Origin of the sequence: Aquisediminimonas profunda, from assembly GCF_019443285.1 — a bacterium.
Classification (GTDB): Bacteria; Pseudomonadota; Alphaproteobacteria; order Sphingomonadales; family Sphingomonadaceae; genus Aquisediminimonas; species Aquisediminimonas profunda.
Genome location: NZ_CP080327.1, coordinates 1,313,785 through 1,338,421, shown reverse-complemented (window position 1 = coordinate 1,338,421; position 24,637 = coordinate 1,313,785). Strand labels below are relative to the sequence as shown.

At 57.7% G+C, this 24,637-nt stretch carries 21 protein-coding genes and 1 tRNA gene; 12 read left to right on the top strand and 10 right to left on the bottom strand.

Translation table 11 applies throughout. From position 1 onward, the window contains the following. Positions 1-17 precede the first annotated feature (17 nt). Positions 18-2,381: a putative bifunctional diguanylate cyclase/phosphodiesterase gene (locus tag K0O24_RS06700; RefSeq protein WP_219895092.1), complete on the bottom strand. Its 2,364-nt coding sequence runs from the start codon at positions 2,379-2,381 to the stop codon at positions 18-20. 122 nt (positions 2,382-2,503) lie between these two features. Beyond that, entirely contained in the window at positions 2,504-2,947 is a 444-nt protein-coding gene (gene queF, locus K0O24_RS06695) for a preQ(1) synthase (RefSeq protein ID WP_219895091.1), read from the bottom strand. Between the two features lie 86 nt (positions 2,948-3,033). On the opposite strand from queF, the gene K0O24_RS06690 reads away from it, so the two are divergent. The 3 genes from K0O24_RS06690 to metC all read left to right on the top strand — a co-directional run bounded on the left by K0O24_RS06690 (position 3,034) and on the right by metC (position 6,666). Further along, positions 3,034-4,551, top strand: coding sequence for a S10 family peptidase (locus K0O24_RS06690; protein WP_219895509.1), 1,518 nt, complete (start codon positions 3,034-3,036; stop codon positions 4,549-4,551). Between the two features lie 64 nt (positions 4,552-4,615). Further along, positions 4,616-5,455 (top strand): 3-mercaptopyruvate sulfurtransferase, encoded by an 840-nt coding sequence (sseA, locus tag K0O24_RS06685; RefSeq protein WP_219895090.1) that lies wholly within the window; start codon positions 4,616-4,618, stop codon positions 5,453-5,455. After that, a complete protein-coding gene (gene metC, locus K0O24_RS06680) occupies positions 5,452-6,666 on the top strand; it encodes a cystathionine beta-lyase (protein WP_219895089.1) in 1,215 nt (404 codons plus the stop codon). The genes sseA and metC overlap by 4 nt, the downstream gene beginning before the upstream one ends. Here the strand turns inward: metC and K0O24_RS06675 are convergent. The 4 genes from K0O24_RS06675 to K0O24_RS06660 all read right to left on the bottom strand — a co-directional run bounded on the left by K0O24_RS06675 (position 6,663) and on the right by K0O24_RS06660 (position 10,723). Then, positions 6,663-8,051, bottom strand: coding sequence for a DEAD/DEAH box helicase (locus tag K0O24_RS06675; RefSeq protein ID WP_219895088.1), 1,389 nt, complete (start codon positions 8,049-8,051; stop codon positions 6,663-6,665). The genes metC and K0O24_RS06675 overlap by 4 nt on opposite strands. Positions 8,052-8,335: 284 nt before the next feature. Beyond that, complete coding sequence (locus K0O24_RS06670; RefSeq protein WP_219895087.1) at positions 8,336-9,130, bottom strand: caspase family protein; 795 nt, start codon at positions 9,128-9,130, stop codon at positions 8,336-8,338. 42 nt (positions 9,131-9,172) lie between these two features. Continuing rightward, positions 9,173-10,198, bottom strand: coding sequence for a hypothetical protein (locus K0O24_RS06665; RefSeq protein WP_219895086.1), 1,026 nt, complete (start codon positions 10,196-10,198; stop codon positions 9,173-9,175). Between the two features lie 147 nt (positions 10,199-10,345). Beyond that, positions 10,346-10,723: a hypothetical protein gene (locus K0O24_RS06660; protein WP_219895085.1), complete on the bottom strand. Its 378-nt coding sequence runs from the start codon at positions 10,721-10,723 to the stop codon at positions 10,346-10,348. Positions 10,724-10,868: 145 nt separating this feature from the next. On the opposite strand from K0O24_RS06660, the gene K0O24_RS06655 reads away from it, so the two are divergent. Together K0O24_RS06655 and K0O24_RS06650 are read left to right on the top strand one after the other, a co-directional pair. Further along, on the top strand, positions 10,869-12,311 hold the full coding sequence (locus K0O24_RS06655) for an FAD-binding oxidoreductase (protein WP_246611156.1): 1,443 nt from the start codon (positions 10,869-10,871) through the stop codon (positions 12,309-12,311). A 33-nt stretch (positions 12,312-12,344) separates the two neighbouring features. Continuing rightward, entirely contained in the window at positions 12,345-13,121 is a 777-nt protein-coding gene (locus K0O24_RS06650) for a SapC family protein (protein WP_219895084.1), read from the top strand. A 242-nt stretch (positions 13,122-13,363) separates the two neighbouring features. Here the strand turns inward: K0O24_RS06650 and K0O24_RS06645 are convergent, their stop codons facing one another. Beyond that, positions 13,364-14,242 (bottom strand): N-formylglutamate amidohydrolase, encoded by an 879-nt coding sequence (locus K0O24_RS06645; RefSeq protein WP_219895083.1) that lies wholly within the window; start codon positions 14,240-14,242, stop codon positions 13,364-13,366. Between the two features lie 100 nt (positions 14,243-14,342). Between K0O24_RS06645 and cpdR the strand changes: the two genes are divergently transcribed. Both cpdR and K0O24_RS06635 read left to right on the top strand, forming a co-directional pair. Next, positions 14,343-14,723, top strand: a complete 381-nt coding sequence (gene cpdR / locus K0O24_RS06640; protein ID WP_219895082.1) for a cell cycle two-component system response regulator CpdR — start codon at positions 14,343-14,345, stop codon at positions 14,721-14,723. A gap of 48 nt (positions 14,724-14,771) precedes the next feature. Next, positions 14,772-14,846 (top strand) — tRNA-Val (locus K0O24_RS06635). Positions 14,847-14,925: 79 nt separating this feature from the next. On the opposite strand, the gene K0O24_RS06630 is transcribed toward K0O24_RS06635, so the two are convergent. Beyond that, positions 14,926-15,897, bottom strand: coding sequence for a tyrosine-type recombinase/integrase (locus K0O24_RS06630; protein ID WP_219895081.1), 972 nt, complete (start codon positions 15,895-15,897; stop codon positions 14,926-14,928). Between the two features lie 312 nt (positions 15,898-16,209). Between K0O24_RS06630 and K0O24_RS06625 the strand changes: the two genes are divergently transcribed. From K0O24_RS06625 to K0O24_RS16780, 3 genes are all read left to right on the top strand, one after another. Continuing rightward, positions 16,210-16,770, top strand: coding sequence for a helix-turn-helix domain-containing protein (locus tag K0O24_RS06625; protein WP_219895080.1), 561 nt, complete (start codon positions 16,210-16,212; stop codon positions 16,768-16,770). A gap of 165 nt (positions 16,771-16,935) precedes the next feature. Beyond that, complete coding sequence (locus tag K0O24_RS06620; protein ID WP_219895079.1) at positions 16,936-17,394, top strand: hypothetical protein; 459 nt, start codon at positions 16,936-16,938, stop codon at positions 17,392-17,394. Positions 17,395-17,803: 409 nt separating this feature from the next. After that, positions 17,804-18,151, top strand: coding sequence for a DUF5818 domain-containing protein (locus tag K0O24_RS16780; RefSeq protein ID WP_246611155.1), 348 nt, complete (start codon positions 17,804-17,806; stop codon positions 18,149-18,151). 304 nt (positions 18,152-18,455) lie between these two features. On the opposite strand, the gene K0O24_RS06610 is transcribed toward K0O24_RS16780, so the two are convergent. Continuing rightward, complete coding sequence (locus K0O24_RS06610; protein WP_219895078.1) at positions 18,456-19,676, bottom strand: NnrS family protein; 1,221 nt, start codon at positions 19,674-19,676, stop codon at positions 18,456-18,458. Between the two features lie 71 nt (positions 19,677-19,747). On the opposite strand from K0O24_RS06610, the gene K0O24_RS06605 reads away from it, so the two are divergent. Further along, entirely contained in the window at positions 19,748-20,992 is a 1,245-nt protein-coding gene (locus K0O24_RS06605) for an alginate export family protein (RefSeq protein ID WP_219895077.1), read from the top strand. On the opposite strand, the gene K0O24_RS06600 is transcribed toward K0O24_RS06605, so the two are convergent. Further along, positions 20,993-21,697, bottom strand: a complete 705-nt coding sequence (locus K0O24_RS06600) for a cyclic nucleotide-binding domain-containing protein (protein ID WP_219895076.1) — start codon at positions 21,695-21,697, stop codon at positions 20,993-20,995. Between the two features lie 213 nt (positions 21,698-21,910). Here K0O24_RS06600 and K0O24_RS16875 point away from each other — a divergent pair, with 213 nt between their 5' ends. Next, positions 21,911-24,637 (top strand): nitrate/nitrite transporter, encoded by a 2,727-nt coding sequence (locus K0O24_RS16875; protein ID WP_219895075.1) that lies wholly within the window; start codon positions 21,911-21,913, stop codon positions 24,635-24,637.

The following is a 24,637-nucleotide window of genomic DNA, read 5'->3' as shown; positions in this document are numbered from 1 at the left end:
TCGCAATTGTGCGAAAATCAGGCAACCTTTCGCTCCCCCGGCGGCTCATCTGGTTCAATGCGAGCGATCGGTTCGGCGTCAGGCAGATCCCGGGGCTCGGAATCCGTGTAATGTCCTGCGGGCATTGCCTTCCCGAAAAGATAGCCCTGAACCATTGAGCAGCCTTCCAGACGCAATTGTTCAAGCTGGGCCGCATCCTCGACACCTTCAGCGAGGGTAACCATGCCCAGATTGTTCGCAAGACCGATCACTGCGCTCACGATTGCGCGGCAGTCTTCGCGATTTTCCAGATCGTTGACGAAGCTCCGGTCGATCTTGATCTTGTCGAACGGGAAGGTCCGAAGATAGTTGAGCGAGGAATAGCCGGTTCCAAAGTCGTCGAGTGCGACCTTGATGCCCAGATCGCGCATGCGATGCAGGACCGTCATATTGGCTTCACTTTCGTGAAGCAGGACGCCTTCGGTAATTTCAACTTCGAAACGTGCCGGGTCCAGACTGGTTTCTGCCAGAGAATTGATGATTGTCGGCAACAGACCGGGGCTGCGCATCTGCACCGGGGACACATTGACAGCAACCGTCAAGGGCTCCGTCCATCGGACAGCTTCAGCCATGGCCGCCCGGATGACCCATTCGCCAAGCGGCACAATCAACCCCGTTTCTTCGGCGAGCGGGATGAATTCGTCCGGCATGACCAGCCCGCGTGCTGCGCTTTCCCAGCGGATCAGCGCCTCAAATCCACTTTGTTTGCCTGTGGACACATCGACCAGCGGTTGGAAGAAGAGGCGCATTTCGCCAGCAGCAAGGGCGTTCCGCAAGTCGCGTTCCATGGCGTGACGCTCCCGCACCGCGACATCCATGCCCGTTTCGAACCGTTCCCAGCAGCCGCGACCGTTGTCCTTGGCGCAGTATAGCGCCAAGTCGGCATTGCGCTGCAAAGCCTCGGCGCTTTGGCCGTCGAAGGGCGCAATCGCCAAGCCGATGCTCACGCCGGACATGATCTGGTGACCAGAAACAAGGAAAGGTTCCGCCATTTTCGTCACCAGCTTCTGGGCCAGCCTTATTGCGTGATCAGCAGAATCTTCGCCCGCCATCATGACTGCAAACTCGTCACCTCCAAGCCGGGCGAGGATATGACCCTCTCCGCCGAGACCGCTCTTTGTCACGCCTTCGATCAATCGCGACGAGACGGCACGCAGGAACTGATCTCCTATGGGATGGCCGAGGGAGTCATTGACTGCCTTGAAGTGATCCACATCGATCAGCATCACGACCAGCCGCTGCGATGCGACCTCATCTGCGACCATCCGCGACAACGCATTGTTGAACATCAGGCGATTGGGCAGACCTGTCAGGGCATCATAATGCGCCATATGACGAACGCGCGCCTCCGCCTGCTTCTCGGCACTCACATCACTGATGACACCGCGAAAGCAGACCCCATTGCGCGTTCCGCCTGTTGCCGGTCGCGCACTGACCGACCACCAGCGGGGCGGCCTTCCATCTTCCTGCGCCAGTTGGAGCGCGAGGCCACGAAAAGCCCGACGGTTGACCAGGTGATCGACAAGCTGGGCACATTCGGGCCCGGTCTGGAAAAGATTTTCAAACAACCGACCATTGAGATTTTCGGGTGCCAGACCCGTCTGATCTGAGAAATGTTTCGAGGCACCCAGTATTCGCCTGTCGCGGTCAATCTCGAACAACCAATCGGAGCCTTGGTCTTCAAAGTCATTGAGCAGCATCTTGACCGTTTCAATCGACGAATTGCGCTCCCGCTCGCGCACAATCCGCACGACGAACAAGGTATAGGCTGTCAGGGCCATGCGGCACAGAAGCAGAGCGGACGCGCCGATCAGGATGCAGGTTGCCAATGCCGTCAAGGTTCCTGTGCCCAGCAGGGCTGCTATCAGGCCAACTGCAATGATCGCAATATAGCCAATGGCGGCGCGCGGCAGCGTGCGCATTGTATAACCTGCTGCACCAATCAGGGACATGCCGACAACCGCGAGCATGAGCTGATGGGATGGCCCGCCATACGGCATCAACGCAAAAATGCTGCCTGACGCGATCAAAGCCATTGCAAGGGTGTTGGCCTCCAGCTGCCGAACCATTGCCTGCGATCCGATACGCGAAAGGCGTTTGCGCTCGCCTTGGCCCAGCCAAAACCGGTGGGCTCCGACAAGTGCCACTGCTGTACATCCAAGAAAAAGCGCAAGGGTCGGAATGCGCCCGTAAAATGCGACGGCGATTGCACCAGCGTTAAGCAAATGGCCGAGAACAAGTGCCGTAAGAATCCGGATGTGCGCGCGAACCAGGCGGTTGGCGACCCAGTCTTCCAGACCCGCGGGAATGACCGCGTAAAGCCGCTCCTTCTTGGTAACCATCTCGACCCTGCTGCAGACTCATCAATACTATCAAGCAAGAAGACTAGAAGGACATTCTGAAGTTACTGTTAAAGATCAGTAATGGTTGCAATTGATTCCAAGTCATACTCAAATTGGTGCGATCAGCCTCTGCCTCGATAGGGACTGACCCCTTGATCCGGGATCCAGACATCTTTCGGTGGACTTCCGGATTGCCAAAATACGTCGATCGGGATGCCGCCGCGCGGATACCAATACCCTCCAATACGGAGCCAGACGGGTTTCATTTCCGCAAAGAGGCGTTGTGCGATACCCACAGTGCAGTCCTCATGGAACGCAGCGTGATTGCGAAAGGAGCCCAAAAACAGCTTCAACGATTTCGATTCGACGATTGTTTCGTCCGGCACATAATCGATCACCAGGTGCGCAAAGTCGGGCTGACCGGTCACGGGGCACAGCGACGTAAATTCGGGCGCTGCAAATCGAACGAGATAGGCAGTACCGGGCCTCGGGTTTGCCGGATAATCGAGCACGGCTTCGTCAGGCGAAGCGGGCAATATGCTGGTCTGGCCAAGATGAGTGCGCATCCTTCACCTTTAGGCAAAGCATTGCTTGAGGTGAAGCCCATCCCTTGCCACAATGTGCGATGGCTAAAACACATCCGGGGATATTCATGCACCGCGCTTTCCTATTTGCCTTTTCGGCGTTCATCGCCGTGACCTCCCAAACAGCGTTCGCCGCAGCCGGCAAGTCGGATGCGCCCGCTGACGCGGCCAAGCCAGCTTCTGAGATTCCGCCGCCAATGATCTCCGTCAGTCACCGCAGCGGAAACTTTGGCGGTACCTCTGTCAGCTATACGGCCACAGCAAAGGAGACTTATCTGAAAGCGGAAGACGGGACGCCAAAAGCGAGCATCTTTTCAACCGCCTATGTGAAGGACGGCGCAGACCCTAACCGACCGGTGACGTTCCTCTTCAACGGAGGGCCCGGCTCGGGATCCTTGTGGCTGCATATGGGCGCTTTCGGCCCCAAACGCGTCGCCATTCCATCAGATGCGCGAGACGACGGCGGGCCGCCCTACCGCGTCACGGACAACCCCGAATCGCTGCTTGATGTCACCGATATCGTTTTCATCGATCCTGTCGGGACTGGGTTCAGCCATGCGCTGGGCAAGACCGAGGCCAAGGACTATTGGGGCGTATCTGCGGATGCCAAGTCGGTCGCACAGTTCATCCGCATCTGGCTTCGCGATAATGGCCGCTGGAATGCGCCCAAGTTCCTCGGCGGAGAAAGTTATGGGACGACCCGTTCTGCTGCTGTCGTTCATGAACTCGAAGGCAACTATAATGATGTCGCGCTCAATGGGGTGATCCTGATTTCGACCATCCTGGACTTTGGCGCTCAGGCAGAAGTCGAGGGCAACGAAATGGTCTACGTCGTGGCCCTTCCTTCGATGGCTGCGACTGCCTGGTACCACAACAAGGTTGCGGATCGGCCCGTGACTGTTGAGGAATTCGTGGCGCAAGCGCGTTCCTTTGCAGCAGGCGAGTATCTAACTGCCCTCGCCAAGGGGAGTGCGCTTGCAGACCCCGAGCGCGCTGCAATACGCCAGAAGCTTGCCCGTTTCACCGGTTTGAGCGAGGCCTTTCTTGATCGCGCCAACCTCCGGGTCCTGCCCGGGCGATTCTACAAGGAATTGCTTCGGGATCGTGGCCTCACAATCGGGCGGCTCGACACGCGCTACACCGGTAAGGACCTTGATACGGCGGGCGAACAGCCAGACAATGATCCCAGTTTCTACGGGATCGATGGCGGCTACACCGCTGCGTTCAACAGCTATGTGCGTGACACGCTGGGCTTCAAGGCGGATCGCGAATATGTGACGATCGGCGGCGTCAACGACTGGGATTGGAAAATTGATGGTCGCGATGACAGCGCCTACTACTTCAATGTCGCGCCCTATCTGGGCAAGGCGATGCGCGAAAACAGCGGGCTGAAATTGTTCGTCGCCCAAGGCTATTACGACTTTGCCACGCCATTCTTCGGGGCTGAATATGCACTTTCGCGTCCAGGTTTTCCCGCCGAGCGGATCCAGTTTCATTATTACGGTGCTGGCCACATGATGTATGTGCGCGATGAGGACCTGCACAAGCTGTCGTCAGACATTCGTGCCTTTATCCGCAACCGCTAAGGCTCGACGAAACACCTGCGGCCCAGTAAGGTTGCAGCCCATCTGATCTAGGGAGTGAATGACTATGGACGCGCTTGTTTCAACCGAATGGCTCGCGAAAGAACTTGGAGCCTCGGATCTGCGCGTTGTGGATGCCACTCTCTTCATCGACGGGCGCGATGCCGCTGCCGAATATGAGGCCGAGCACATTCCTGGTGCCGTCTTCATGGATCTGGCCAATCTGGCCGACACGACCAATCCCTATCCCATGATGTTGCCCAAGGCCGAAAAATTCGCCAGCCGCATGCAGTCACTTGGGCTTGGAGACGGCAGTCGGATCGTCCTTTACGATAACACCCCGGTAAAATCGGCAGCGCGCGCATGGTGGATGATGAGCATCGTCTTTGGCGCCCACGGTGTTGCGATCCTCGACGGCGGACTTGCCAAGTGGAAGGCCGAGGGCCGCCCGACCGAAGGCGGAAAGGTTACGCTCAGGCATAGACATTTTACAGTGTGGCGCGATGACAAGCCCGTACGCACAATCGACCAGATGAAAGCCAATCTCGAAAGCAACGCCGAACAGGTTGTCGACGCGCGTGGCACCGCTCGCTTTGAGGGGCGCGAGGCCGAACCACGTTTGGGCGTCAATCCGGGCCATATTCCGGGCAGTATAAACCTTCCCTACTCCAACCTGTTCAATGAGGACGGTACCTGGAAAAAGGGAGAGGCGTTGAAGGCAGCCTTCACGGATGCCGGTGTCGATATGGACAAGCCGATGGCGACGACCTGCGGGACCGGAGTGACAGCGGCTGTTCTCGTTTTCGGAGCTCATCTCCTCGGCAAGACCGATGTCGGGCTTTATGACGGAAGCTGGTCCGAATGGGGTGCACAGGCTGATACGCCCAAGGCCATTGGCGCCGCGTGAGCAAAGGCAAGCCGCCGTCACGTCCTGCCACGCAGATCGTCGAGGGCGGGCGTCGAAGCGAGTGGACGCACCTTGGTGGAAGCAAGGGTGGGATCGTCAATCCTCCCGTCTGGCGCGCCTCGACAATCCTGTATGACGACGTCGCTGCCCTCCGGGCCGGGGTCGGTACGAACGAAGATGGCAAGCTCTTTTACGGTCGACGCGGCACGCCGACCCAATGGTCGCTGGCTGATGCCCTGACCGAAATGGAGCCCGAAGCGGCGGGCACGATGCTCTACCCTTCGGGCGTCGCCGCAACGGCAGCGGCGCTGCTTTCGGTCCTCAATCCCGGCAACGAATTGCTCATGGTCGACAGCGCCTATGATCCCACCCGCGGAATCTGCGAAGGACTGTTGAAACGCTTCGGCATCACCACCCGCTATTATGACCCGCTGATCGGTGCAGGTATCGAAACGCTGCTGACCGAACGCACGCGCGCGATCTTTCTCGAAAGCCCGGGCAGCCTGACGTTCGAAGTGCAGGATGTCCCCGCGATCGTGGCGGTCGCAAAGGCCCGCGACCTTGTGACCCTGATCGACAATACCTGGGCCACATCCCTGCTCTTTCCGGCGCTCTCGTTCGGGGTGGATCTTTCGATCCTCGCGTGCACCAAATATATTGTCGGGCACAGCGACGTGATGGCGGGATCCGTAACAGCGAATGCTGCGCATTTCCCGGCGCTCAGAAAGACGTCCCAGCAATTGGGGCAGGTTTTGAGCCCGGATGACGCCTGGCTCGCAGCGAGAGGCCTGCGCACGCTTGGTGTGCGGATGGAGAGGCATCAGGCAAACGCGCTGAAGATCGCGCATTGGCTGGCTGACCAACCCGAAGTCGCGCGAGTACTGCACCCAGCCTTGCCGGAATGCCCCGGTCACGCGGCATGGAAGCGAGACTTCAAGGGCTCCTCAGGCCTGTTCAGCTTTGTTCTTAAAGGTGGCGACGAAGCACGCCGCGCTGCCCTGATCGACGGGCTTGCGCATTTCGGGATCGGCTATAGCTGGGGGGGATATGAAAGCCTTGCACTGCCGGTGGACCCCCAGAATTATCGCACCGCGACGCGCTGGCACGCAGAGGGGCCCGTGGTCCGACTGCAGATTGGGCTCGAGGATGTGGATGACCTGATCGAGGATTTGCGTGCCGGGCTGGACCGGTTTGCGGCTGGCGTCCGCTAGCTTCCGAAACCCTGGCTCAGGAAGCCGGGGACGGGCCCGTTCCAGCCGCCCTCGTCACCATCGTCAGACTGGGGCGCTGGCGCCGGGCGTTGTGCCGCCTTAGCACCCTTGGGTTTGGGCGCGTCCCGCTCTGCCTTGGGTGCACGTGGTGCGCGCGCTTCCCTCGGCTCGCGCGTTTCCCTTGGCTCCCGTGTTTCCCTTGCCGGGCGAGGCTCGCGCGGCGGCCGTGGTTCCCGCGCCTCGGGCTTGCCCTCGGATTTTGCTTCTGGTGCAACCTTGCCCATCCGCTCGATCTTGAGCCCGGTCAGCTTTTCGATGCCTTCGATCGCTTCTGCATCGTCCTTGGTGGCAAGCGTGTAGGCGACCCCGGTTGCCCCTGCCCGGCCCGTGCGGCCGATGCGGTGGATATAGTCGTCCGGATGCCAGGGGGCATCATAGTTGAAAACATGGCTGACGCCCTTCACGTCGAGGCCGCGTGCGGCAACGTCGGAGGCGACCAGAATGTTGATTCCCCCGTCCTTGAAACGGTCGAGCATTGCGATCCGGTCCCGCTGTTCCATGTCGCCATGGATTTCGCCGGCTGAAAAGCCGTCCTGCTGCAGAGACTTTGCAAGTTCGCGCACAGTTGTCTTGCGATTGCAGAAGATGATCGCGGTCTTCACATCCTCCTGCCCGAGCAATGTCCGCAGCGTTTCCCGCTTCTTGCGGGCGTCGGTTTCGACCAGCCATTGGGTGATATTGATATTGGCAGACGCCGGGCGTGCGACTTCGACCGACTTGGGGTTCGACAGGAACTTGTCGGCCAGCTTCTTGATCGGCGGCGGCATGGTTGCCGAAAAGAGCAGGGTCTGCCGGTTGGCGGGCAGTTTGGTGCAGATATTCTCGATATCCGGGATGAAACCCATGTCGAGCATCCGGTCCGCTTCATCAATCACGAGAAGCGAACAGCCGGTCAGCAGGATCTTGCCGCGCTCGAACAGGTCCATCAGCCGACCCGGCGTGGCGATCAGCACGTCAACACCCTTTTCCAGCGCCTTGACCTGATCGCCCATCTGCACGCCGCCGATCAGCAGCGCCATCGAAAGCTTGTGGTACTTGCCGTACTTCTCGAAATTCTCGGCAACCTGAGCCGCCAGTTCCCGCGTCGGTTCCAGGATCAGGGAGCGCGGCATGCGGGCGCGAGCGCGGCTGCCCGCAAGAATGTCGATCATCGGAAGAACAAAGCTTGCCGTCTTGCCCGTGCCTGTCTGGGCAATGGCAATCAGGTCCCGCATCATCTGGATCTGGGGAATGGCCGCGGCCTGAATGGGCGTGGGCGTATCATAGCCTGCCTCTGTTACGGCGCGAAGCAACTCGTCGGAAAGGCCGAGATCGGCAAAATTCATTTCGTTTGTGGTTCCGGGGAATCGGGCGAGGCACACTGCCCCGCGAACGCGCCGCGCTTGGCCGCTGGAGCAGGATTTGTCAAGGTGCGGGGCGACTGCGGGTGTTTGCAAGACGGGAAACCGGAAGGGCGGTCACCCAACGAGGATTGACGGGTTTCGAACATGAGGACCGGTTTGCCCAACTACTGTTTAAGGTGGAAGGCGGTCATCAGGCATGTAACATTTCTGCCCCATTTGGCTGGCGACTAAAGCGTCGCAGCCGGCCAATCCCATCAGTACAATCCCTATGGCGCCGGAAAATTGGGCATGCCTGCCACGTATACATCGAACGGCAAATCTCCCTGCCTCCATGGAGATTGCTGGCCGCCGGTTACCTTATTAACCGCCAAAGAAATCCGCCGGATCACAGTGTTCAGCGAGGCACGTCTGACCAATTCGCGCGCAACAACTGTTGCAAAGGGACTGCCTTTTCCAGCTTCGCCATCTGCAGCCACATTCCCCGGCTCGGTCGAAAACAGGACCATTGCCGACATCCCGCGCAATTCGCTGAGCTGCGCAAGACCGCGCGGTGCCTTACGCACTTCTCCAATTGAAAGCAGGGGAAGGGACCTGCTCCCCCCGATTGCCGGGTCGATCTTGAGTGCCACCTCATCGGGCGTCCGAAATGGATTGTTTCGGCAAGCATCGATTATCATCACCGTCGCCTCAACATGCGAAGCCAACAGGGAAATAACTGGATCCACCCCTATCAGCGTTTCTCCGTCGGCTGCCACGAAATAATTGGCTCCTGCGACCTGCAGACCATGTCCCGCATAGTAAAAGATAACGGTATCTTTTGAACCTGTACGAGCTAGCAGGCTCCTCAACTCCTTCTCCCAAACGTCTGCATCCGCATCGAGTACGAGCTGGACATCCGTCACGCCCGCTTTCAAAAAAGCCTCGTAGATGAGTCGCCCATCAAAGCTGGCATTCGCCAGTTTCGCAATCGATTTTGAGCTGCCGTAATCAGAGGCGAAAATAATCGCGTGCGTCGCCGCGCTCGCTGTACCGGACAGCCAGATAACAGCGATCGCAGTCACGATCCCTTTCAGGATATTACGAATGCGCAACACCATGGCCCGTTATAGAGTAAACGAAACGCCGATGCTTAACCCATGATTGACCCGGGGATCATCGAACGACCGCGCACCAGAAACCGGGAAATAAAACAAACCCCGATATCGAATGTCGATCGAAGCTTTCGTCCCCAACTGATGAATATAGCCAACAGAAATATCTGGACCAATTGTCGTTTCCGAGCCGATCCTGCTGTTGACCACCTGCGGCAAACCTGAACTTTGGAAGACCTGAGTAAGCACAATGGTGTTGGCAGGCGCATAGTTTATATGTGCCAAGCCATTGACATAAATTCTTTGCGTCGAGCCAAGCGGAATATAGGCAGCCGCTCCGACGCGCGCACTGTAAATAGCACTGGTGGTCTTATAGGAACCTACAGCGGTGTCGTTCAGAAGTCCGTAGGAGACGATCCCATTTCCGCCAAGCGCGTTAATCAGGTTAATCGCGTTGCTCGAGCCCGTCGTTTGCGTCGTGATTGAAACATTTTCCCTGAGCCTTTCATAGCGAAGACCTGCCATTAGCGAGAATGTCTCGTCCAACCTGTGCTGCAACGTCAGTTCCGCATCGATGCGCCCAAATTTGCCGCGGCCGGTGCCGCGCGTAACAAACAGGTCGTCTGCTATTTGGCCCTGAATTGAGGTGTGCTGCGTGGCCGTGCCGATATTTTTAATGTCGGCATGTCCTCGACCATACATACCGGTCGCTGTAATTTGCGTCCGACGCTCCGGATCAAGCGAAAACGAAACTGACGCTCCAAGCATCGGGAAAAAAACTTGGGAAGCCCGGCTCCCACTGTCAGAATTTGCATAGGATACCGAGGCGGTAGGACCGAATACTGACTGCAACTGAGCGTTAAGGTCTGCCAGTGCCGTATCGCTTGGCAGGCTTCCTGCCGTATCAATGCCCGATTGGCGTTGATTGCTGTTGTCGAAATAGCCTGTGAATCGCGGTGTAACGATAACGTCAGCAAATGCAGGCGTCACGCAAGCGATCGCTAACAAGCCCGCGATTGCGGAACAAAAGAGCTTCATATTGTATTCCCCCTTAGACAAGCAAAGCATATAGACTTTACCGATTTCTGGCACGGGGGACAGCAGAATAAACGCTAGATTCCCTCACCATGCTCAATGCGCGGGAAGTTAGCGAACTTAAGCAACGATATTAAGCGACGTGCCAACCTATTTCGCGGGAACAAGTGTCTTGTATTTGTCAATCAGGCATTCGCCACCTGAGCGGCTGTGGATCGAATCGCGATCTTCGCACACCCGGCCGTCCGTCGTCGCCTTCACATAGAAGCCCGAATAGAAATCGATCGCCTGGCAGCTTTTTTCCAGCTTCACCCGATAGCGGGTGCCACCCCGGACAACCAGATCGATCGTGGTCGGGCTCGAGACCATTGCAGCCGCCATGCTTGACCATTTGATGCAGTTGGGCGCGCCCTTTTCCTTCCACTTTATGACCGGTGCGGGACGCGATGGCGGGGCTGCCGGAGGGACGCGGACGATTGTACTGCGCTGGATCTGCACTTGGGCAACAATCGTGACTTCACTGCTCACGGCCTGCAACGGCAATGATTGCACGCCGGCACTTGCCGGTCCTATGAGGGCAGCATAAGCAAAAAGGATCATCTGAGCGCAACCATTGTGCATTCTCGCATGCGGCGTCCAGCTTGAACATGAGATTAATCTCTCCGGGATCGAAATGAACAATCAAATGGTTTCAGACACTTTGTCGCAACTGAAGGCCCTTCTGGGCCCGAAGGGATATCATGACGATGCCCATGACCTTTCGCCCTGGCTGGTCGACTGGCGCGGGATCTATCGCGGCGCGGCAAAAGCCCTGCTCTCTCCTGCAAATGTGTCCGAGGTCTCAGCAATTATTGCGATCGCGCGGGAGGCCGGGCTGCCCATTGTCCCGCAGGGCGGCAATACCGGAATGGTCGGGGGGGCCACGCCCTTGCCATCCGGAGATTCGGTGTTGCTCTCGCTCCGACGCATGAACACGATCCGTACTGTCGATGCGCCAAGCGGCATCGCTGTCGCCGAAGCGGGTGTGATCCTGAGCAATCTGCACGATGCCGCACAGGCCAAGGGAATGCGCTTTCCGCTGTCGCTGGGAGCAAAGGGGTCTGCCACAATCGGCGGGCTGGTCTCGACCAACGCGGGCGGGACGCAAGTGCTGCGCTTCGGGACCATGCGCAAGCTGGTGCTCGGGCTGGAAGCCGTGCTTCCTGACGGATCGATCTATGACGGACTGGCGGCCCTCAAGAAGGATAATAGGGGCTATGACCTGACCCAGTTGCTGGTTGGCGCGGAAGGCACTTTGGGTGTCGTCACGGCAGCCAGCCTGAAGCTTGTGCCCGCGATCGGCGATCGCGCCGTCGGTTGGGTGGGCGTGGAGAGCCCCCAGGCGGCGCTGCGCCTTCTGCGCTGGCTTGAGGCGCGGTCCGGGCAGGCGATTGAAAGCTTCGAAGTCGTGCCACGCGACACGCTTGACCTCGTGTTGGAGCATGTTCCGGGCAGTCGTGCGCCGCTGCAATCACCCACGGCCTGGAATGTCCTTGTTGAGCATGTCTCTGCTGGTGGAAGCCGCGCGGCGCTTGAGGACCTGTTGGGAAGCGCGCTTGAAGAGTCCATGGCATTGGACGCGGTCGTCTCTGCAAACGAAGCTCAGGCCGAAGCCTTCTGGCGGCTGCGCGATTCCATTTCCGAAGCCGAACGCGCTGCCGGCCCTGCCGTCCAGCATGATATTTCCGTGCCTGTCGATGCGATGCCGGACTTTATGGAAAATGCCGTCGCTCGGGTTGAAGCCGCATTTCCTGGCATGAAAGCATCGGCGTTTGGCCATCTGGGCGACGGCAATGTGCATTTTCATGTCCGGGCACCCGAAGGGGTGGATGGCGATTCCTGGAGGTCAGGGCCGGGGAAGGAAGCCAGTCACCTTGTCTATGACCTTGTTGTAGAAGCCAAGGGTTCGATTTCGGCCGAGCATGGGATCGGCCAGATGAAGCGGCAAGAGCTGCTGCGGCTGTCGGATCCGGCCCGAATCGCTGCACTTCGCGCGATCAAGTCGGCCCTTGATCCAACAGGCATCATGAACCCGGGCAAGCTTGTGCCCCTTGCGTCCGACGCGACTGCACAATAGGGGGTTCGCCTCTTACTCTAGGGAGATTTCCAGATGGCCAGCGTTCCACCCGCCAACAACCAACTGCCGCTGCTGTTCAGCGACCTGACACCGCTATCGTCGGTCGAGCACGCAAGCTGGAAGGCTCGGGCGAGCGATGCGCTCCCAGTTTTTGCACGGCAGCATGCTATCCCGCTGACCATTGATGAATTCGCGGTGGCCCAGCGTTACTACCCGATCATTTTTTCGGCAGGCGACAATCCGGTGCCGTTGGCGCTCATGGGCCTCAACGAAGGCATCAACACCTTTGTCGACGCCGACGGAAAGCTGCTCGACCAGGTCTATGTCCCGGCTTATGTCCGTCGTTATCCCTTTCTTCTGGCTCGTTTGCGCGAAGATTCGGATGAATTGTCGCTGTGCTTCGATCCATCTGCAAACACGATCGGCCCGTTCGAAGAGGGCGACCCGCTGTTCGTGGACGGACAGCCGAGCGAGGGCGTCAAGGCCATTCTGGGCTTTTGCGAACAGTTCGAACAGGCTGGCCAGCGGACCACTGCCTTCATGCAGGAGCTGATCAAGTCCGAACTGCTGATGGACGGAGAGGTTTCGATTCAAGTGGCGGACAATGAACAGCCATTTGTCTATCGCGGCTTCCAGATGGTCAATGAAGAAAAGCTCCGTGACCTGCGCGGCGACTCGCTGCGCAAGATGATGCAGTCCGGGTTGTTGCCCCTGGTCCACGCGCACCTGTTCTCGCTTGGCATCATGCGCGAAATTTTTGCCCGCCAGCTTGATCAGGGCAAGGTCCCGGCTCCGGAAATCGCGGCCTGATCGCAAGAATTCCAAGCATTCAGGCGCTATTTCTCACGGAGTAGCGCCTGAATCTTTTTGTCTATTCTTGGACTCGTGAGGAATCGACTGTTCCTCTTGAAACCTCCGGACGACCGTCCTATCTTGCTTCTTGAGACGGCCGGGCGTTCCCCCCCTTTCGCAAGGTCGGCTCTGACGCACCTTCGGGTGCGTTTCCTCCCTGAACCTTGGCCACTCCGTGCGTTTGCACGGGGTGGCTTTTTTCATTCGGCCGCAACGGCAACCGGCGCGCAGAGCGCTTCATCGGACAATGTATCGGCAAGATCAGCAAGGAAAGCGCGGCACCGGGCAAGCCCGGGTCCGGGCTGGTCAAGCGCTGCATCTAAGTAGAGACTTCGATCGATCTCAACCTGCAGCGCGTGTATGCCACGTGCCGGCTGGCTGTGCCGCTCGAGGATATGCCCTCCGGCATAAGGCGTATTGAGCCTGGCCACAAAGCGATGACGTTCCGCGACCTGGAGTGCAAGCCGGCTGTATTGGCCACGCGCTGACCGCCCGAACAAATCGCCAATCACAACGTGCGGCGCTGGCTGCTCGTCATTTGTCAACGGAAGCGGCGGCATTGAATGGACATCCAGCAAAACTGCCACGCCAAATTTGTCGAACCTGGCTTCAAGGCTTTCAGAGATGTGCGCATGCCAGGGCCGATGCGCCCCTGACAGCCGCGCCTCAAATGCCTCTTCACTAAGCCGACCGCGCCAAATGTCGCCTCCTCGAACTACTCGCCTTGGCACGACGCCGAGTCCGCCGCGAACCTTGGCGGAAGCAAGAGGCACGACGCCTTCGGGACCTGACACCAGGCCAGGATCGAATTCCCGCTCATTGCGGTTTAGATCAACCCAGACGCGGGGAACTTTTGCAACCAGTGCGGCATGACCGGCACTGACAGCGCCCTCGATCAGAAGATCGGCAAACCTGTCCTCCAAAGATTTTAATTGAGCGACGGGTAATCTGGAAAGCAGAGCGAGGCCGGGCGGATAGTCTCGACCGCCATGGGGCACCGTAATCAGCAACGGATGCTTTGGGTCTGACATGCCGAATTGAACGAAAGGCGGATTTACCATCTTTGAACTGGTAATCATTCGCAATGGGACGCACAATGCTGGAAATGTTAGCATATGCTGCGCTATTGAAACGGGGCGCAGAGCATTTGCGCGATCAGGGTAGGAACAGGGCGAACGAATGATCCGGGTTTTGCTTGCCGATGACGATGATGCCATGCGCGATTTCCTTGCGCGCGCGCTGGCACGCGCTGGTTATGGCGTTGAATCGGTGGACCGCGGAACAACCGCACTGGCGAAAATTCAGGCTGGCGAACGGTTCGACCTTTTGCTGACCGACATTGTCATGCCGGAAATGGACGGGATTGAACTCGCGCAAAAGGCATCGGTCATCGATCCAAACCTGCGCGTAATGTTCATTACCGGATTCTCCGCAGTAACCCTGCGAGCCGGGCAGGCCATGCCGAATGCCAAAGTCCTTTCAAAGCCATTCCATCTCAAGGATCTTGTCCTTGAGGTCGATCGGGTGTTCGATGTCGGGAGCATGTCTGGATTGAGTTGAGCGGGCTTGCGGCCCGCGCCGCTTGCCGCTAGGGGCCTCCTCCAGAGTGGGCGTGTAGCTCAGTGGTAGAGCACTGTGTTGACATCGCAGGGGTCGCAAGTTCAATCCTTGCCACGCCCACCATTTTTTCCCTTGTGATGTCATGGGGTTAGCCCAAACAGGTAACTTGGCTCCACAGTGCCCCTTTGGTTCAATTGAACCATCACCAGTCCAGAGCAGCAGCTGCATCCCTCATGAAGCTCGGGCTGTAGCGTGCATAAGTGCGTTCTGTGACACGAGTCGAGGTATGCCCAAGAAACTGCGCGATCTTCTGCATGGGGACATCGCTCTGGGCCATCCAGACGCCAGCGGTGTGCCGGAACACATGGGGCGAGCAGGGAACGCCGGAACGCGCCGCTGCTCCCCGTATGGCCTTCTTGACGCTTTTGACGGGCTGGCCATCCCATTCAATCACATAGTCTGTAAGCGCAGCCGGCACGGCTTCTTCCAGTGCCATCAAGGCCCGGCCATTCATCGGCACTTCCGTCTCCCGCTTGTTCGTCTGGTGGCGACCGGCGGGTGCATAGTTGATCGCACGGTGCGTGAAATCGACCTGCTCCCATTTGAGCCCGAGAATGGACTTCATGCGCGCGCCCGTCGTGACGGCAAGGATGATGAACAACCTTATGTGAGGCGTGCTGACGCGATCGAGGAGCTTTTCAAGTTCCGCCTTGGTCAAGTAACGGCTGCGCGGCTTGCTTTGGGGCGGCGTCCACACATGTGTATTGCCGCGGCCGTATCTGAGATTGAGACACGCGCGCAGATATTCAAGTTCAATGCGCACAGTGCTGTCAGCCCTGCCAAGTCGCTTCCGGTTCCTGGCGTATTCGCGACACAGGTCGTGATCGATCGTGTGCCCCATGCGGTCCGCAAAGAATGGACCCAACACCTTCCAGGCGTATTTGAGGCGCGATAGGTCGGCGATTTCCTTGGAGCGGTCCTGCACATATGTGGCCCAAAGGTCTTCGACGCGATCCGAGCCGGGCTTGTTGAGGCTGCTCCAGATTAGCTTCGCGCGTGCCTCTGCTAACCCCTTGTCATTCGTGCCAGTCGAGAGTCGAATGCGACTGCTTCCCGTGCCGAAAGCGACGGCAAGTTTACCGCGGTATGGGACGAGCTTGTAGGAGACTGGCATTCGAAACGTTGAACCTCAATGGCGGGGATGCGAATGAGCTTGCCGAGCCGGAACCCGGCGAGCTCCCCGCTGTGAAACATGTGGCGGATCTTTTCTGAGCTGCAGCCCCATCGCTTTCCAAGCGTTTCGGGCGTGAAGGGCCGCTCACTTGCGAGAATAGCCTTTGCGTTCGGCGGAGCGGCTAAGACAGGATCAGAACTCAATATCATCATTTGAGTGTTATAGCACACACATTCTGACTTGTCGAATCATTCAATCGTGCTAAAGCGTGGCAAATCCTGGCGCTTGAGGACAATTATGACGGAAATTCGCGTGAGAGAGCCTACTGCAATGCCGAGCAATACTCATCCGCTTGCAGATACTGATGCGGCCAGAATGCTTCGGGCCGGCCTCGAGGAAATGTCCGAAAGGCGCGGGATCAGTGGGCGTACGATTGCCAAACAGTTGGGTATGAAGACAAGCGTCATGCTGAGCCACTGGGCGATCGGCCGTGTTCCCATTCCCATCGAGCGAGCCCAGCAATTGGCAGACGCGCTTGGGATAAATTCTTCAACGTTCCTGAGAGCCGTGATCAAGCAACGGCACCCCGAAGTCAATTGGGCCCTGCTGACTGCGCCGACCCCAGAAGAGGCAGCTGAGAGCATCGTCGAGGCAGACCTGCGCAATCTCGCTGGGCGGCCGTTGGCAGAACTACCCGCCGAGCAGCTGCGTGTACTCTACGAGGTGGCAGCCGATCCCCAGGCGCCGCGACGTTGGCTTGCGGTTGCGGAAATCAACGTCGTCGAAATGCTGCGCGAATTGCGGCCTAGCATGCGTGAAATGGGGCTTAGCGCAACAGATCGCCAGGCCCTTACAAAGGCCCTACGCCCATAGCCGGTCGTCGAAATGCATCTATGCGTGTTGTTTAATATTCATTTTGCATGTAATATATCGAGAATGCCGATAAACTACATTTGAAGTGAGTAAACCATGACCACGATATTGCAGCCCAGCCTGTCTCGACCCGCGTCCCATTCTTCCCCGTCACTCCTCAACCCAATGCGCAAATCCGTTCTCCGCAGCGCGAGCATCGATTGGATTGCCAATTTAGGTTGCTCTCACGCCCTTACGCTCAATCCAAACCGGGACGTCACCGAGGAAAAGCTCAAGAAGATGTTTCGAGCCTTTTGTCTCGAGGTGGATCGCTATTGTTTCGGCCGCAAGACGGTACACAAACTTGCACCGGATGATCGGTTCCTGGCATTTGCCTTTACCGAGCACCTCAACAGCAACCCGCATATCCATGCTGTGTGCAGGCTCGATGGATGGCTGCCTGCTGCGCTCAGTCTGGACGATCAGGCAGCTTTTGCTGCCTGCTGGAAGAAGATCACGCGCGGGCCCGGCTCACTCTGGTTCGAGGGCTGCTTCGACACGGCCGGATGGATCGAATACATCACCAAGGAATTCTACAGGCCAGATCATCAATATATCCTGTCCACAGGCTTCCACCCGCATTGATTGATAATCACGCCAACGGCTGACTATCCCAGGTCAGCGCGTCGCGGATCGGCATTGCCCCTTCCCGACCAAGTCATATGTTCTGCCCTTGAGCTTGACGCCCCCGGATAGGAACAACGGAACTCCATGGCGTCGCCAGGACATGTCCGAAGAAATTGATCGCAAATACCCCTGCGGCTGTTTCTTGTGCGCGAATGATCGCGAGCTGGCTACTGGCCGGCATTCCAGAAGGTATGTCCAGTGCAGAGAGACCTTCTGGAGGATCGGTCAAAAGCCGAAAAGCATTTCCCATTCCATGTAATCGCTAGAACGAGACAATGCATTCCAGATTATTTGGCACAGTCTCAGGGATCCAATCGCAACACGGCAATTCTTGCAATAGGAATGTATGGAACCCACCCAATGTGGAATGAGTAGAACCAAGCCACCATGGAACGAGTGGGATGGAGACAAATCAATCCAAATGCCTTCTGGCTATCAAGACATTTACCATATTCCACCCTCCTACCTCTGGCCATCATGGGCCCTCATCCATATGGCCAGCGTCCAGATGGAACCGATCGGAACCCTAATCGACGAAACCGGCACCCTGCTAAGCGAGCAAAGCGGACTCGTATTGCGTCGTGACCTGGGCGGACGGTGGAAACTCGACCTACACCGTGTCTCTATGGATCACATAGGGACGCGCGCTCGCATCACCGGCGTAGTCGTTGGCAAGGGCCTGGTCGATGTAGATGGGATTGAGCCTGCGGACTAACTTGCCGTTTGCTTAAGCTGCGGGTTGGTCCGTAGCCGCTGACATTGCGGTCGTCCTATTGGCTCAATCCGGTCCCTGGTAGCTGCCTTACATTCATGATCCGCCAAAGACGGGAAATTGGCCATTTGCTGACAGTCTGATTTTGAAAGTGAAGATGGGAAAGCCGGCATTGGTGTGATCGATTTGGTCAGATCGCCAATCGGCCCAATGTGCGATTTTGCCAGTCAAATTGGACGTGCCAGCAAGTTGCCATTCCCACTGTGCATTGCCAACGCTAGCGTAGCTAGTATCAGTTGTTCACTTCTCATCCCGGCTTTCCGTCAATTCTTGGTGCGACGTAGATGTGCACTTGCCTGAAGACCCAGGGCAAAACTGAAAGAAGCCAGACCAAAGCGGCCAAGACGAGCCAATTGCCTTGTTCTTCGCGCATGCCGGCGATGACCCGGGCTACAGCCGATAACTGGATCCCGCAGAACGCGATCCATGCAACCCATGGCATCTCCAGCGGTCGACCGGCATGTCCTTGAGTTACCCGGGTAACCATTGCGATCAGCATACTTCCCGCCATGCCGATATAGAGCGCATGGACCGGGGCGCGGCCAAGGCTGACGTTCAGGCCGGCAATTCGTGCGCCGCTGTCACCGGCGATCAGCGCGAAACCGACCGGTGCCCAGGCAAATCCCCACAACAGAACCCGAAGCAGGCCAGGCGCGGATGCCGATGGCCACCATCTTCGCAACATCAGGCCGGTCAAGCCAGCGAGGCCGAGAGCTGACACCCATAGCCAGTTCTTCAGCCCAAACAGCTCAAGAGCAAGATGGGTGATCAGTAGAATCCAGAGTGCCAAAAGCACCCAAAACGGCCGCCAATGGACATAGCCCTTGATCACGTTCCCGGCAAAGAAAGGGATCATCCGATGAGCGACAGTCGTGAAAACCGGAACCAGCAAGCCGAACGTGCCAATCAGGTTCGCTGCCTGAACAAGCCGGCTATCGTGTCCAATCAGGAACAAGAGCAGGAGCACCAGACCACCAAGCCCGAGCACCAGGGCAGCGAAGACCGACCACGCATGCCATGTTGGCCCCTTGCCGTCGCGTCGCTCAGCCCGGATCAGGGCGAATAGCTGCCACAGGGTGACTATCCAACCCAAGGCGGCCAGTACGAAGGCCGCGATCAGGATCGGGAGTGCGCTGGCGAACAGGCCGATCCAAGCAAGTGCCGAAGCGATCAGAAAGGCAATTCCGATCGGGGCATATTGGCGAACCACCAGATCAGCATAGCCCATCCAGCGCGGGAATACGGTCAAGAGAAACCCGAAGAAGAAGGGCGGCAAGAGAAGATAGAGCATGATCGGCGCGTGTAACAGAGAGGTTGGCAGTTCGGATGGGGCAAGCCCGAGCGAACGGATATGAAGATCGATCAGCGTCAAACACCACCAGAACATCAGCACGATCAGGTTCAAGGCCCCGGTCAAAAAGGGCAGCCGATGTGGTGCAGCGAGGAGGGTCGATTGGCGGAATGACATGACTTGAGCTCTTGCTGTTACAATTGATTTAAGTCAATTCAACCAGCGCCGCGTGTCGCTAAGGGCGGCCCATGGGAAATACATTGGTCAGGCTCCTCACGCCGTCAATCATGCTGGTCTGCACGCTTTTTAGTGCGCCCAGCCTTGCGCAATCGGCGGAGGCGCCCATCGCAGCGAAATCCGCCGCGCCAGTGACCCCTTATGCGGAAATCCGATATCGGCTTGAGCTTGTCGATCAGGACGGCCTGTCAGAAAACGCAACCGCTTCTACAATTCGGGTGCGCGCCGGCCTCAAGACGGCCGCATGGCATGGCCTCAGCATATTGGTCGAAGGCGAGGCGATCCTGAATCTCGGCGCGGAGCGGTTCAACGACACAGTCAACGGCCTGGCCCGCTTTCCTGTTGTGGCCGATCCCGAAGACGTCTTGCTCAACCAGGCCTATGTCCGCTGGAAGCCGGACGGTCGGGTCGAGTTGACGGGAGGACGACAGGCCGTGAACCTCGACAACCAGCGCTGGATTGGCTCGGTTGGCTGGCGCCAGAATGACCAGACGCTTGATGCGGCGCGGCTCACGCTCAAGCCGGTCAAGGGACTAACCGCAGACTATATCTACGCCTGGCGGGTCAACCGCGTGTTCGGACCGGATTCGCCGCAGGGCATTTGGCGCGACAACGATATTCACGGCCTCCGCGTCGGCTATCGGGTCGGGTCATTTGGCACCGTTTCGGGATATGGCTATTGGCTCGATATTCCTGCGGCACCAGCAGCGTCATCGCGCACGTTGGGAGTGCGACTGACTGGAGAACAGACGCTCTCGAAACGCATCAAACTGACCTATGCTGCCGAATACGCCAGGCAAAACAGTCACGGCGGCAATCCTCTGTCATTCGGGCATGATTACTGGCTGATCGAACCCGGGATCGCGACCGGGTCCCTGACCATCAAAGGCGGCTATGAGCTATTGGATGGTGATGGCCGTTCGGCCTTGCAAACTCCACTCGCAACGCTTCATTCGTTCAATGGCTGGGCCGACAAATTCCTGACCACACCGGTTAATGGTTTGCAGGATATCTATGCTGACCTGGGCTACAAGTTAAACAAACCCGGCCCCCTCAAGGGAACCGCATTCCGGCTGGTCTATCATGATTATCGCTCGGCCAGGCTAGGCATTGGCTATGGAAGCGAGTGGGATGCCTCGCTCAGCTATCCGCTCCATCCGCATGTAACGGCTCTTGCGAAACTTGCGCGATATAATGCAAATCGGTTTGCGACCGACACGACCAAGGTCTGGTTCTCCGTTGACGCGCACTTCTGATCAGGATTGATCTAGGCTGGAATCATCAACAGGATCCGGGCGCGCAAAGGCCTCCAGTGCAACTGGATTGTCGATGACGATGTTGGCGCCTTCGACAATCACGCCATGTTTACCGAGCGCGCTGAAGGCGCGGGAGAGATTCTCTGGCGTCATACCCAGAAGCGAAGCAAACAAGCGCTTTTCGCCGCGCAACCGGAGCCTTCGGGCACCGCCTAGCTTTCGGCTCTCAAGCAACAGGAAGTTGCCAAGTCGCTCGGTTGATTGACGCAGCTTTAAGTCGGTTAAGGCCCGCACCAGCCCTCTATAACCCATCGCCAGTTCACGCATGGTCTCTTGCATCAAGGCTACATCGTGCTGGATCACGGCACGCAAGAGTTCCGCCGGAATCAGCAAAACCCGCGATGCACTGAGAGTTCGTGCTGCCATCAGATACGGCTGATCGGTAATTACAGCTGCAAGAATGAAACTATGGACTGGCTCGATGATCGCCATCGTCGTGTCACGCTCCGCATTGGTTGTGTAGAGTTCAACCAGACCATCGACAAGGACGTGGAGAAAATCCGCATGTTGGCCGACCTCGAACAGCGTCAGTTGCGGCGGGAACGCCTGCAAGAACGAGGCTGTGAAGATCCGATTGCGTTTGTCCTCATCCATCTCGGCGAACAGCGGCAGCTTGGCAATCTCTGGTCGTTCGCCTTCGCGCAAGTTTCACTCCTCCGGGTTGTGGCCGGAATAGGCCATGAATTGATGATTATCAATTCGATCCATAACTAAAGTCAGGCCACCATATGATAAGCATCAGCCGCAAGCGATTTGGTTCCTCAAGAGGGGCCTCACTTTGACTCAGATCAAAAACCTTCTCGCCCGGCCAAGCCAACGTCCCGGTCAATCGAATTCGTTATTCGCGGGGGGCGAGCCATGCCGACGATACTTGCAGTGCCAAAAACCGATCAAAACCGCGCGCTGGGCCTGAGTACTTTTGCTTTCACAATCTGCTTCGCTGTCTGGACGATTTTCGCAATCATCGGCATTCAGATAAAGGCCGAGCTCGGGCTGAATGACACGCAGTTTGGTCTGTTGGTCGGTACGCCGATCCTGACTGGTTCATTGATCCGGGTGTTCCTGGGGGTATGGACTGATCAGCGCGGGGGACGCATCGTCTTTCCAGCAACCATGCTGGCCTCGGCGGCATCGACCTTTCTGCTCTCCTACGCGCACACCTACCCAATGATTCTAGCGGCGGCGTTGGGAGTGGGTCTGGCCGGGGGCGGCTTTGCGGTGGGCATCGCCTATGTTTCCAAATGGTACCCGCAAGAAAAACAGGGAACTGCACTTGGCTTTTTTGGAATGGGCAATGTCGGAGCTGCCGTCACCAAATTCGCAGCGCCCTTTGTCATGGTCGCGCTGGGCTGGACGGCCGTGGCTCAAATCTGGGCGACAGCGCTTGCAGTCGTCGCTGTGCTGTTCTTCCTCTTCGGCAAGGATGATCCCGACTTTGCGAGCCGCAAGATCTCAGGAGCCAGGCCGAAGTCCCTTCGCGAACAGCTTGAGCCGCTGAAGTTCCAGCAGGTTTGGCGGTTTTCGCTTTACTATTTCTTCGTGTTCGGCGCGTTTGTGGCCTTGGCGCTCTGGCTGCCCAAATATCTCATGGGCGTCTATGGCGTCGATGTGAAAACGGCCGGTTTGTTCGCAGCGACCTTCTCGCTTTCAGCCAGCCTGTTTCGGGTATATGGAGGAATTCTATCGGACAGATATGGCGCCAGAAAGATCATGTATGTGACCTTTGGCGTGTCGCTTGTCTGTCTCTTCATGCTTTCCTATCCCGCCACTGATTATGTGATCCACGGGATCAAGGGAGATATCCGCTTTTCTACGTCGATGAGCCTGTTGCCCTTTGTCCTTACGATGTTCCTGCTCGGCTTCGTCATGTCGCTGGGCAAAGCCGCAGTCTACAAACACATCCCGGTCTATTATCCTGATCATGTCGGGGCTGTCGGCGGCATGGTCGGCATGGTCGGCGGGCTCGGTGGCTTTATACTGCCCATCATTTTCGGCGCAGTGAGTGACCTGACCGGGGTCTGGACGAGCTGCTTCATGGTCCTGTTTGCGCTGGTCGTCGTGGCGCTTGGCTGGATGCACCTTGCCGTCCGACAGATGGAGCAGAAGGCATCGGGCCTCGATGCCCGATCACTGCCGCAATTCCCAGAAATGGCTGATCTTCACGACACCAAGTTGCATGGCGCCGGCGTTGCAAAAGTGATCGCAGAATGGCGGCCCGAAGAGCGCGAATTCTGGGAGAATATTGGCGAGCCGATTGCACGGAGGAATCTCTACATTTCAATCCCTGCGCTTCTTCTCGCCTTCTCGGTATGGATGGTCTGGTCGATGGTTGTCGCGAAACTTCCGCTGATCGGGTTCAACTATACCACTGACCAACTGTTTTGGCTGGCGGCACTTCCGGGCCTTTCTGGCGCGACCCTGCGGATCTTCTATAGCTTCATGGTCCCGATCTTCGGCGGGCGCTTGTGGACGACCCTGTCAACGTTTTCGCTGCTGATCCCGGCATTTGGAATCGGCTATGCGGTCCAAAACCCTGAAACTCCCTATTTCATCTTTCTGGTGCTCGCGCTGCTATGCGGTCTTGGCGGGGGTAACTTCGCGTCATCGATGTCGAACATCAGCTTTTTCTTCCCCAAGGCGAGAAAGGGAAATGCGATGGCGCTCAATGCCGGACTCGGCAATCTGGGCGTGTCAGTAATGCAGTTTCTGGTCCCGATCGTGATAACTGCCAGCGTATTTGGCACGATGGGTGGCCTACCGGCGGCCACCGGCGAAGGCGGCCAGCTCTGGCTGCAGAATGCTGGATTCATCTGGGTGCCCTTCATTATTGCCGCGGGCGTGCTGGCATGGTTCGGGATGAATGACATCGCTGACGTCAAAGCCAGTTTTGCTGAACAATCCGTGATCTTCCAGCGTAAGCATAACTGGCTGATGTGCTGGCTCTATACCGGCACCTTTGGTTCGTTCATCGGCTTTTCTGCAGGCCTTCCGCTCCTCGCCAAGAGCCAGTTCCCTGACGTCAATGTGTTGAAATACGTCTTCCTGGGTCCGCTTGTCGGCGCTGTCAGCCGGGCCGCGACGGGCTGGGTGTCGGACAAATGGGGTGGTGCTCGCGTCACGCTGTGGGTGTTCCTGGGCATGATGCTCGGAGTGATTGGAGTGATGCATTTCCTCGGACAAAAGGACTTCTTTGGTTTCCTTGGAATGTTCGTCTTCATGTTCTTCGTCACGGGCGTCGGCAATGCTTCGACCTTCCAGATGATACCGGTGATCATGCGGCAGGAAGTTCCGCGGCTGATGCCCGAATTGAACGCGGCTGAGACGACGCGGCAGGCAGAAAAGGAATCAGCTGCGATCGTCGGTTTTACCTCTGCCATCGCCGCCTACGGCGCCTTCTTTATCCCGAAGAGCTTCGGCAGCGCGATTGCAGTGACCGGAACTCCAATGGCAGCACTTTGGGGTTTCCTGATCTTCTACGCGAGCTGCGCTGCGCTGACCTGGTTTGTCTACACGCGCAAGGGCGGCCTGCTCCACGCGATAGAACGCGGCAATTCGCCTGTCCCTGCCCTCGCCGTTGCCCAATAA

What these genes read in the sequence shown, in the direction of transcription:
- queF (WP_219895091.1), bottom strand. Translation starts at nt 2,947, where the DNA reads ATGCGCACTCATCTTGGCCAGACCAGCATATTGCCCGCTTCGCCTGAC.
- cpdR (WP_219895082.1), top strand. Translation starts at nt 14,343, where the DNA reads ATGATCCGGGTTTTGCTTGCCGATGACGATGATGCCATGCGCGATTTC.
- sseA (WP_219895090.1), top strand. Translation starts at nt 4,616, where the DNA reads ATGGACGCGCTTGTTTCAACCGAATGGCTCGCGAAAGAACTTGGAGCC.
- K0O24_RS06605 (WP_219895077.1), top strand. Translation starts at nt 19,748, where the DNA reads ATGGGAAATACATTGGTCAGGCTCCTCACGCCGTCAATCATGCTGGTC.
- K0O24_RS06690 (WP_219895509.1), top strand. Translation starts at nt 3,034, where the DNA reads ATGCACCGCGCTTTCCTATTTGCCTTTTCGGCGTTCATCGCCGTGACC.
- K0O24_RS16875 (WP_219895075.1), top strand. Translation starts at nt 21,911, where the DNA reads ATGCCGACGATACTTGCAGTGCCAAAAACCGATCAAAACCGCGCGCTG.
- K0O24_RS06610 (WP_219895078.1), bottom strand. Translation starts at nt 19,676, where the DNA reads ATGTCATTCCGCCAATCGACCCTCCTCGCTGCACCACATCGGCTGCCC.
- K0O24_RS06675 (WP_219895088.1), bottom strand. Translation starts at nt 8,051, where the DNA reads ATGAATTTTGCCGATCTCGGCCTTTCCGACGAGTTGCTTCGCGCCGTA.
- K0O24_RS06655 (WP_246611156.1), top strand. Translation starts at nt 10,869, where the DNA reads ATGAACAATCAAATGGTTTCAGACACTTTGTCGCAACTGAAGGCCCTT.
- K0O24_RS16780 (WP_246611155.1), top strand. Translation starts at nt 17,804, where the DNA reads ATGAGTAGAACCAAGCCACCATGGAACGAGTGGGATGGAGACAAATCA.
- K0O24_RS06665 (WP_219895086.1), bottom strand. Translation starts at nt 10,198, where the DNA reads ATGAAGCTCTTTTGTTCCGCAATCGCGGGCTTGTTAGCGATCGCTTGC.
- K0O24_RS06630 (WP_219895081.1), bottom strand. Translation starts at nt 15,897, where the DNA reads ATGCCAGTCTCCTACAAGCTCGTCCCATACCGCGGTAAACTTGCCGTC.
- K0O24_RS06700 (WP_219895092.1), bottom strand. Translation starts at nt 2,381, where the DNA reads ATGGTTACCAAGAAGGAGCGGCTTTACGCGGTCATTCCCGCGGGTCTG.
- K0O24_RS06650 (WP_219895084.1), top strand. Translation starts at nt 12,345, where the DNA reads ATGGCCAGCGTTCCACCCGCCAACAACCAACTGCCGCTGCTGTTCAGC.
- K0O24_RS06620 (WP_219895079.1), top strand. Translation starts at nt 16,936, where the DNA reads ATGCGCAAATCCGTTCTCCGCAGCGCGAGCATCGATTGGATTGCCAAT.
- K0O24_RS06645 (WP_219895083.1), bottom strand. Translation starts at nt 14,242, where the DNA reads ATGATTACCAGTTCAAAGATGGTAAATCCGCCTTTCGTTCAATTCGGC.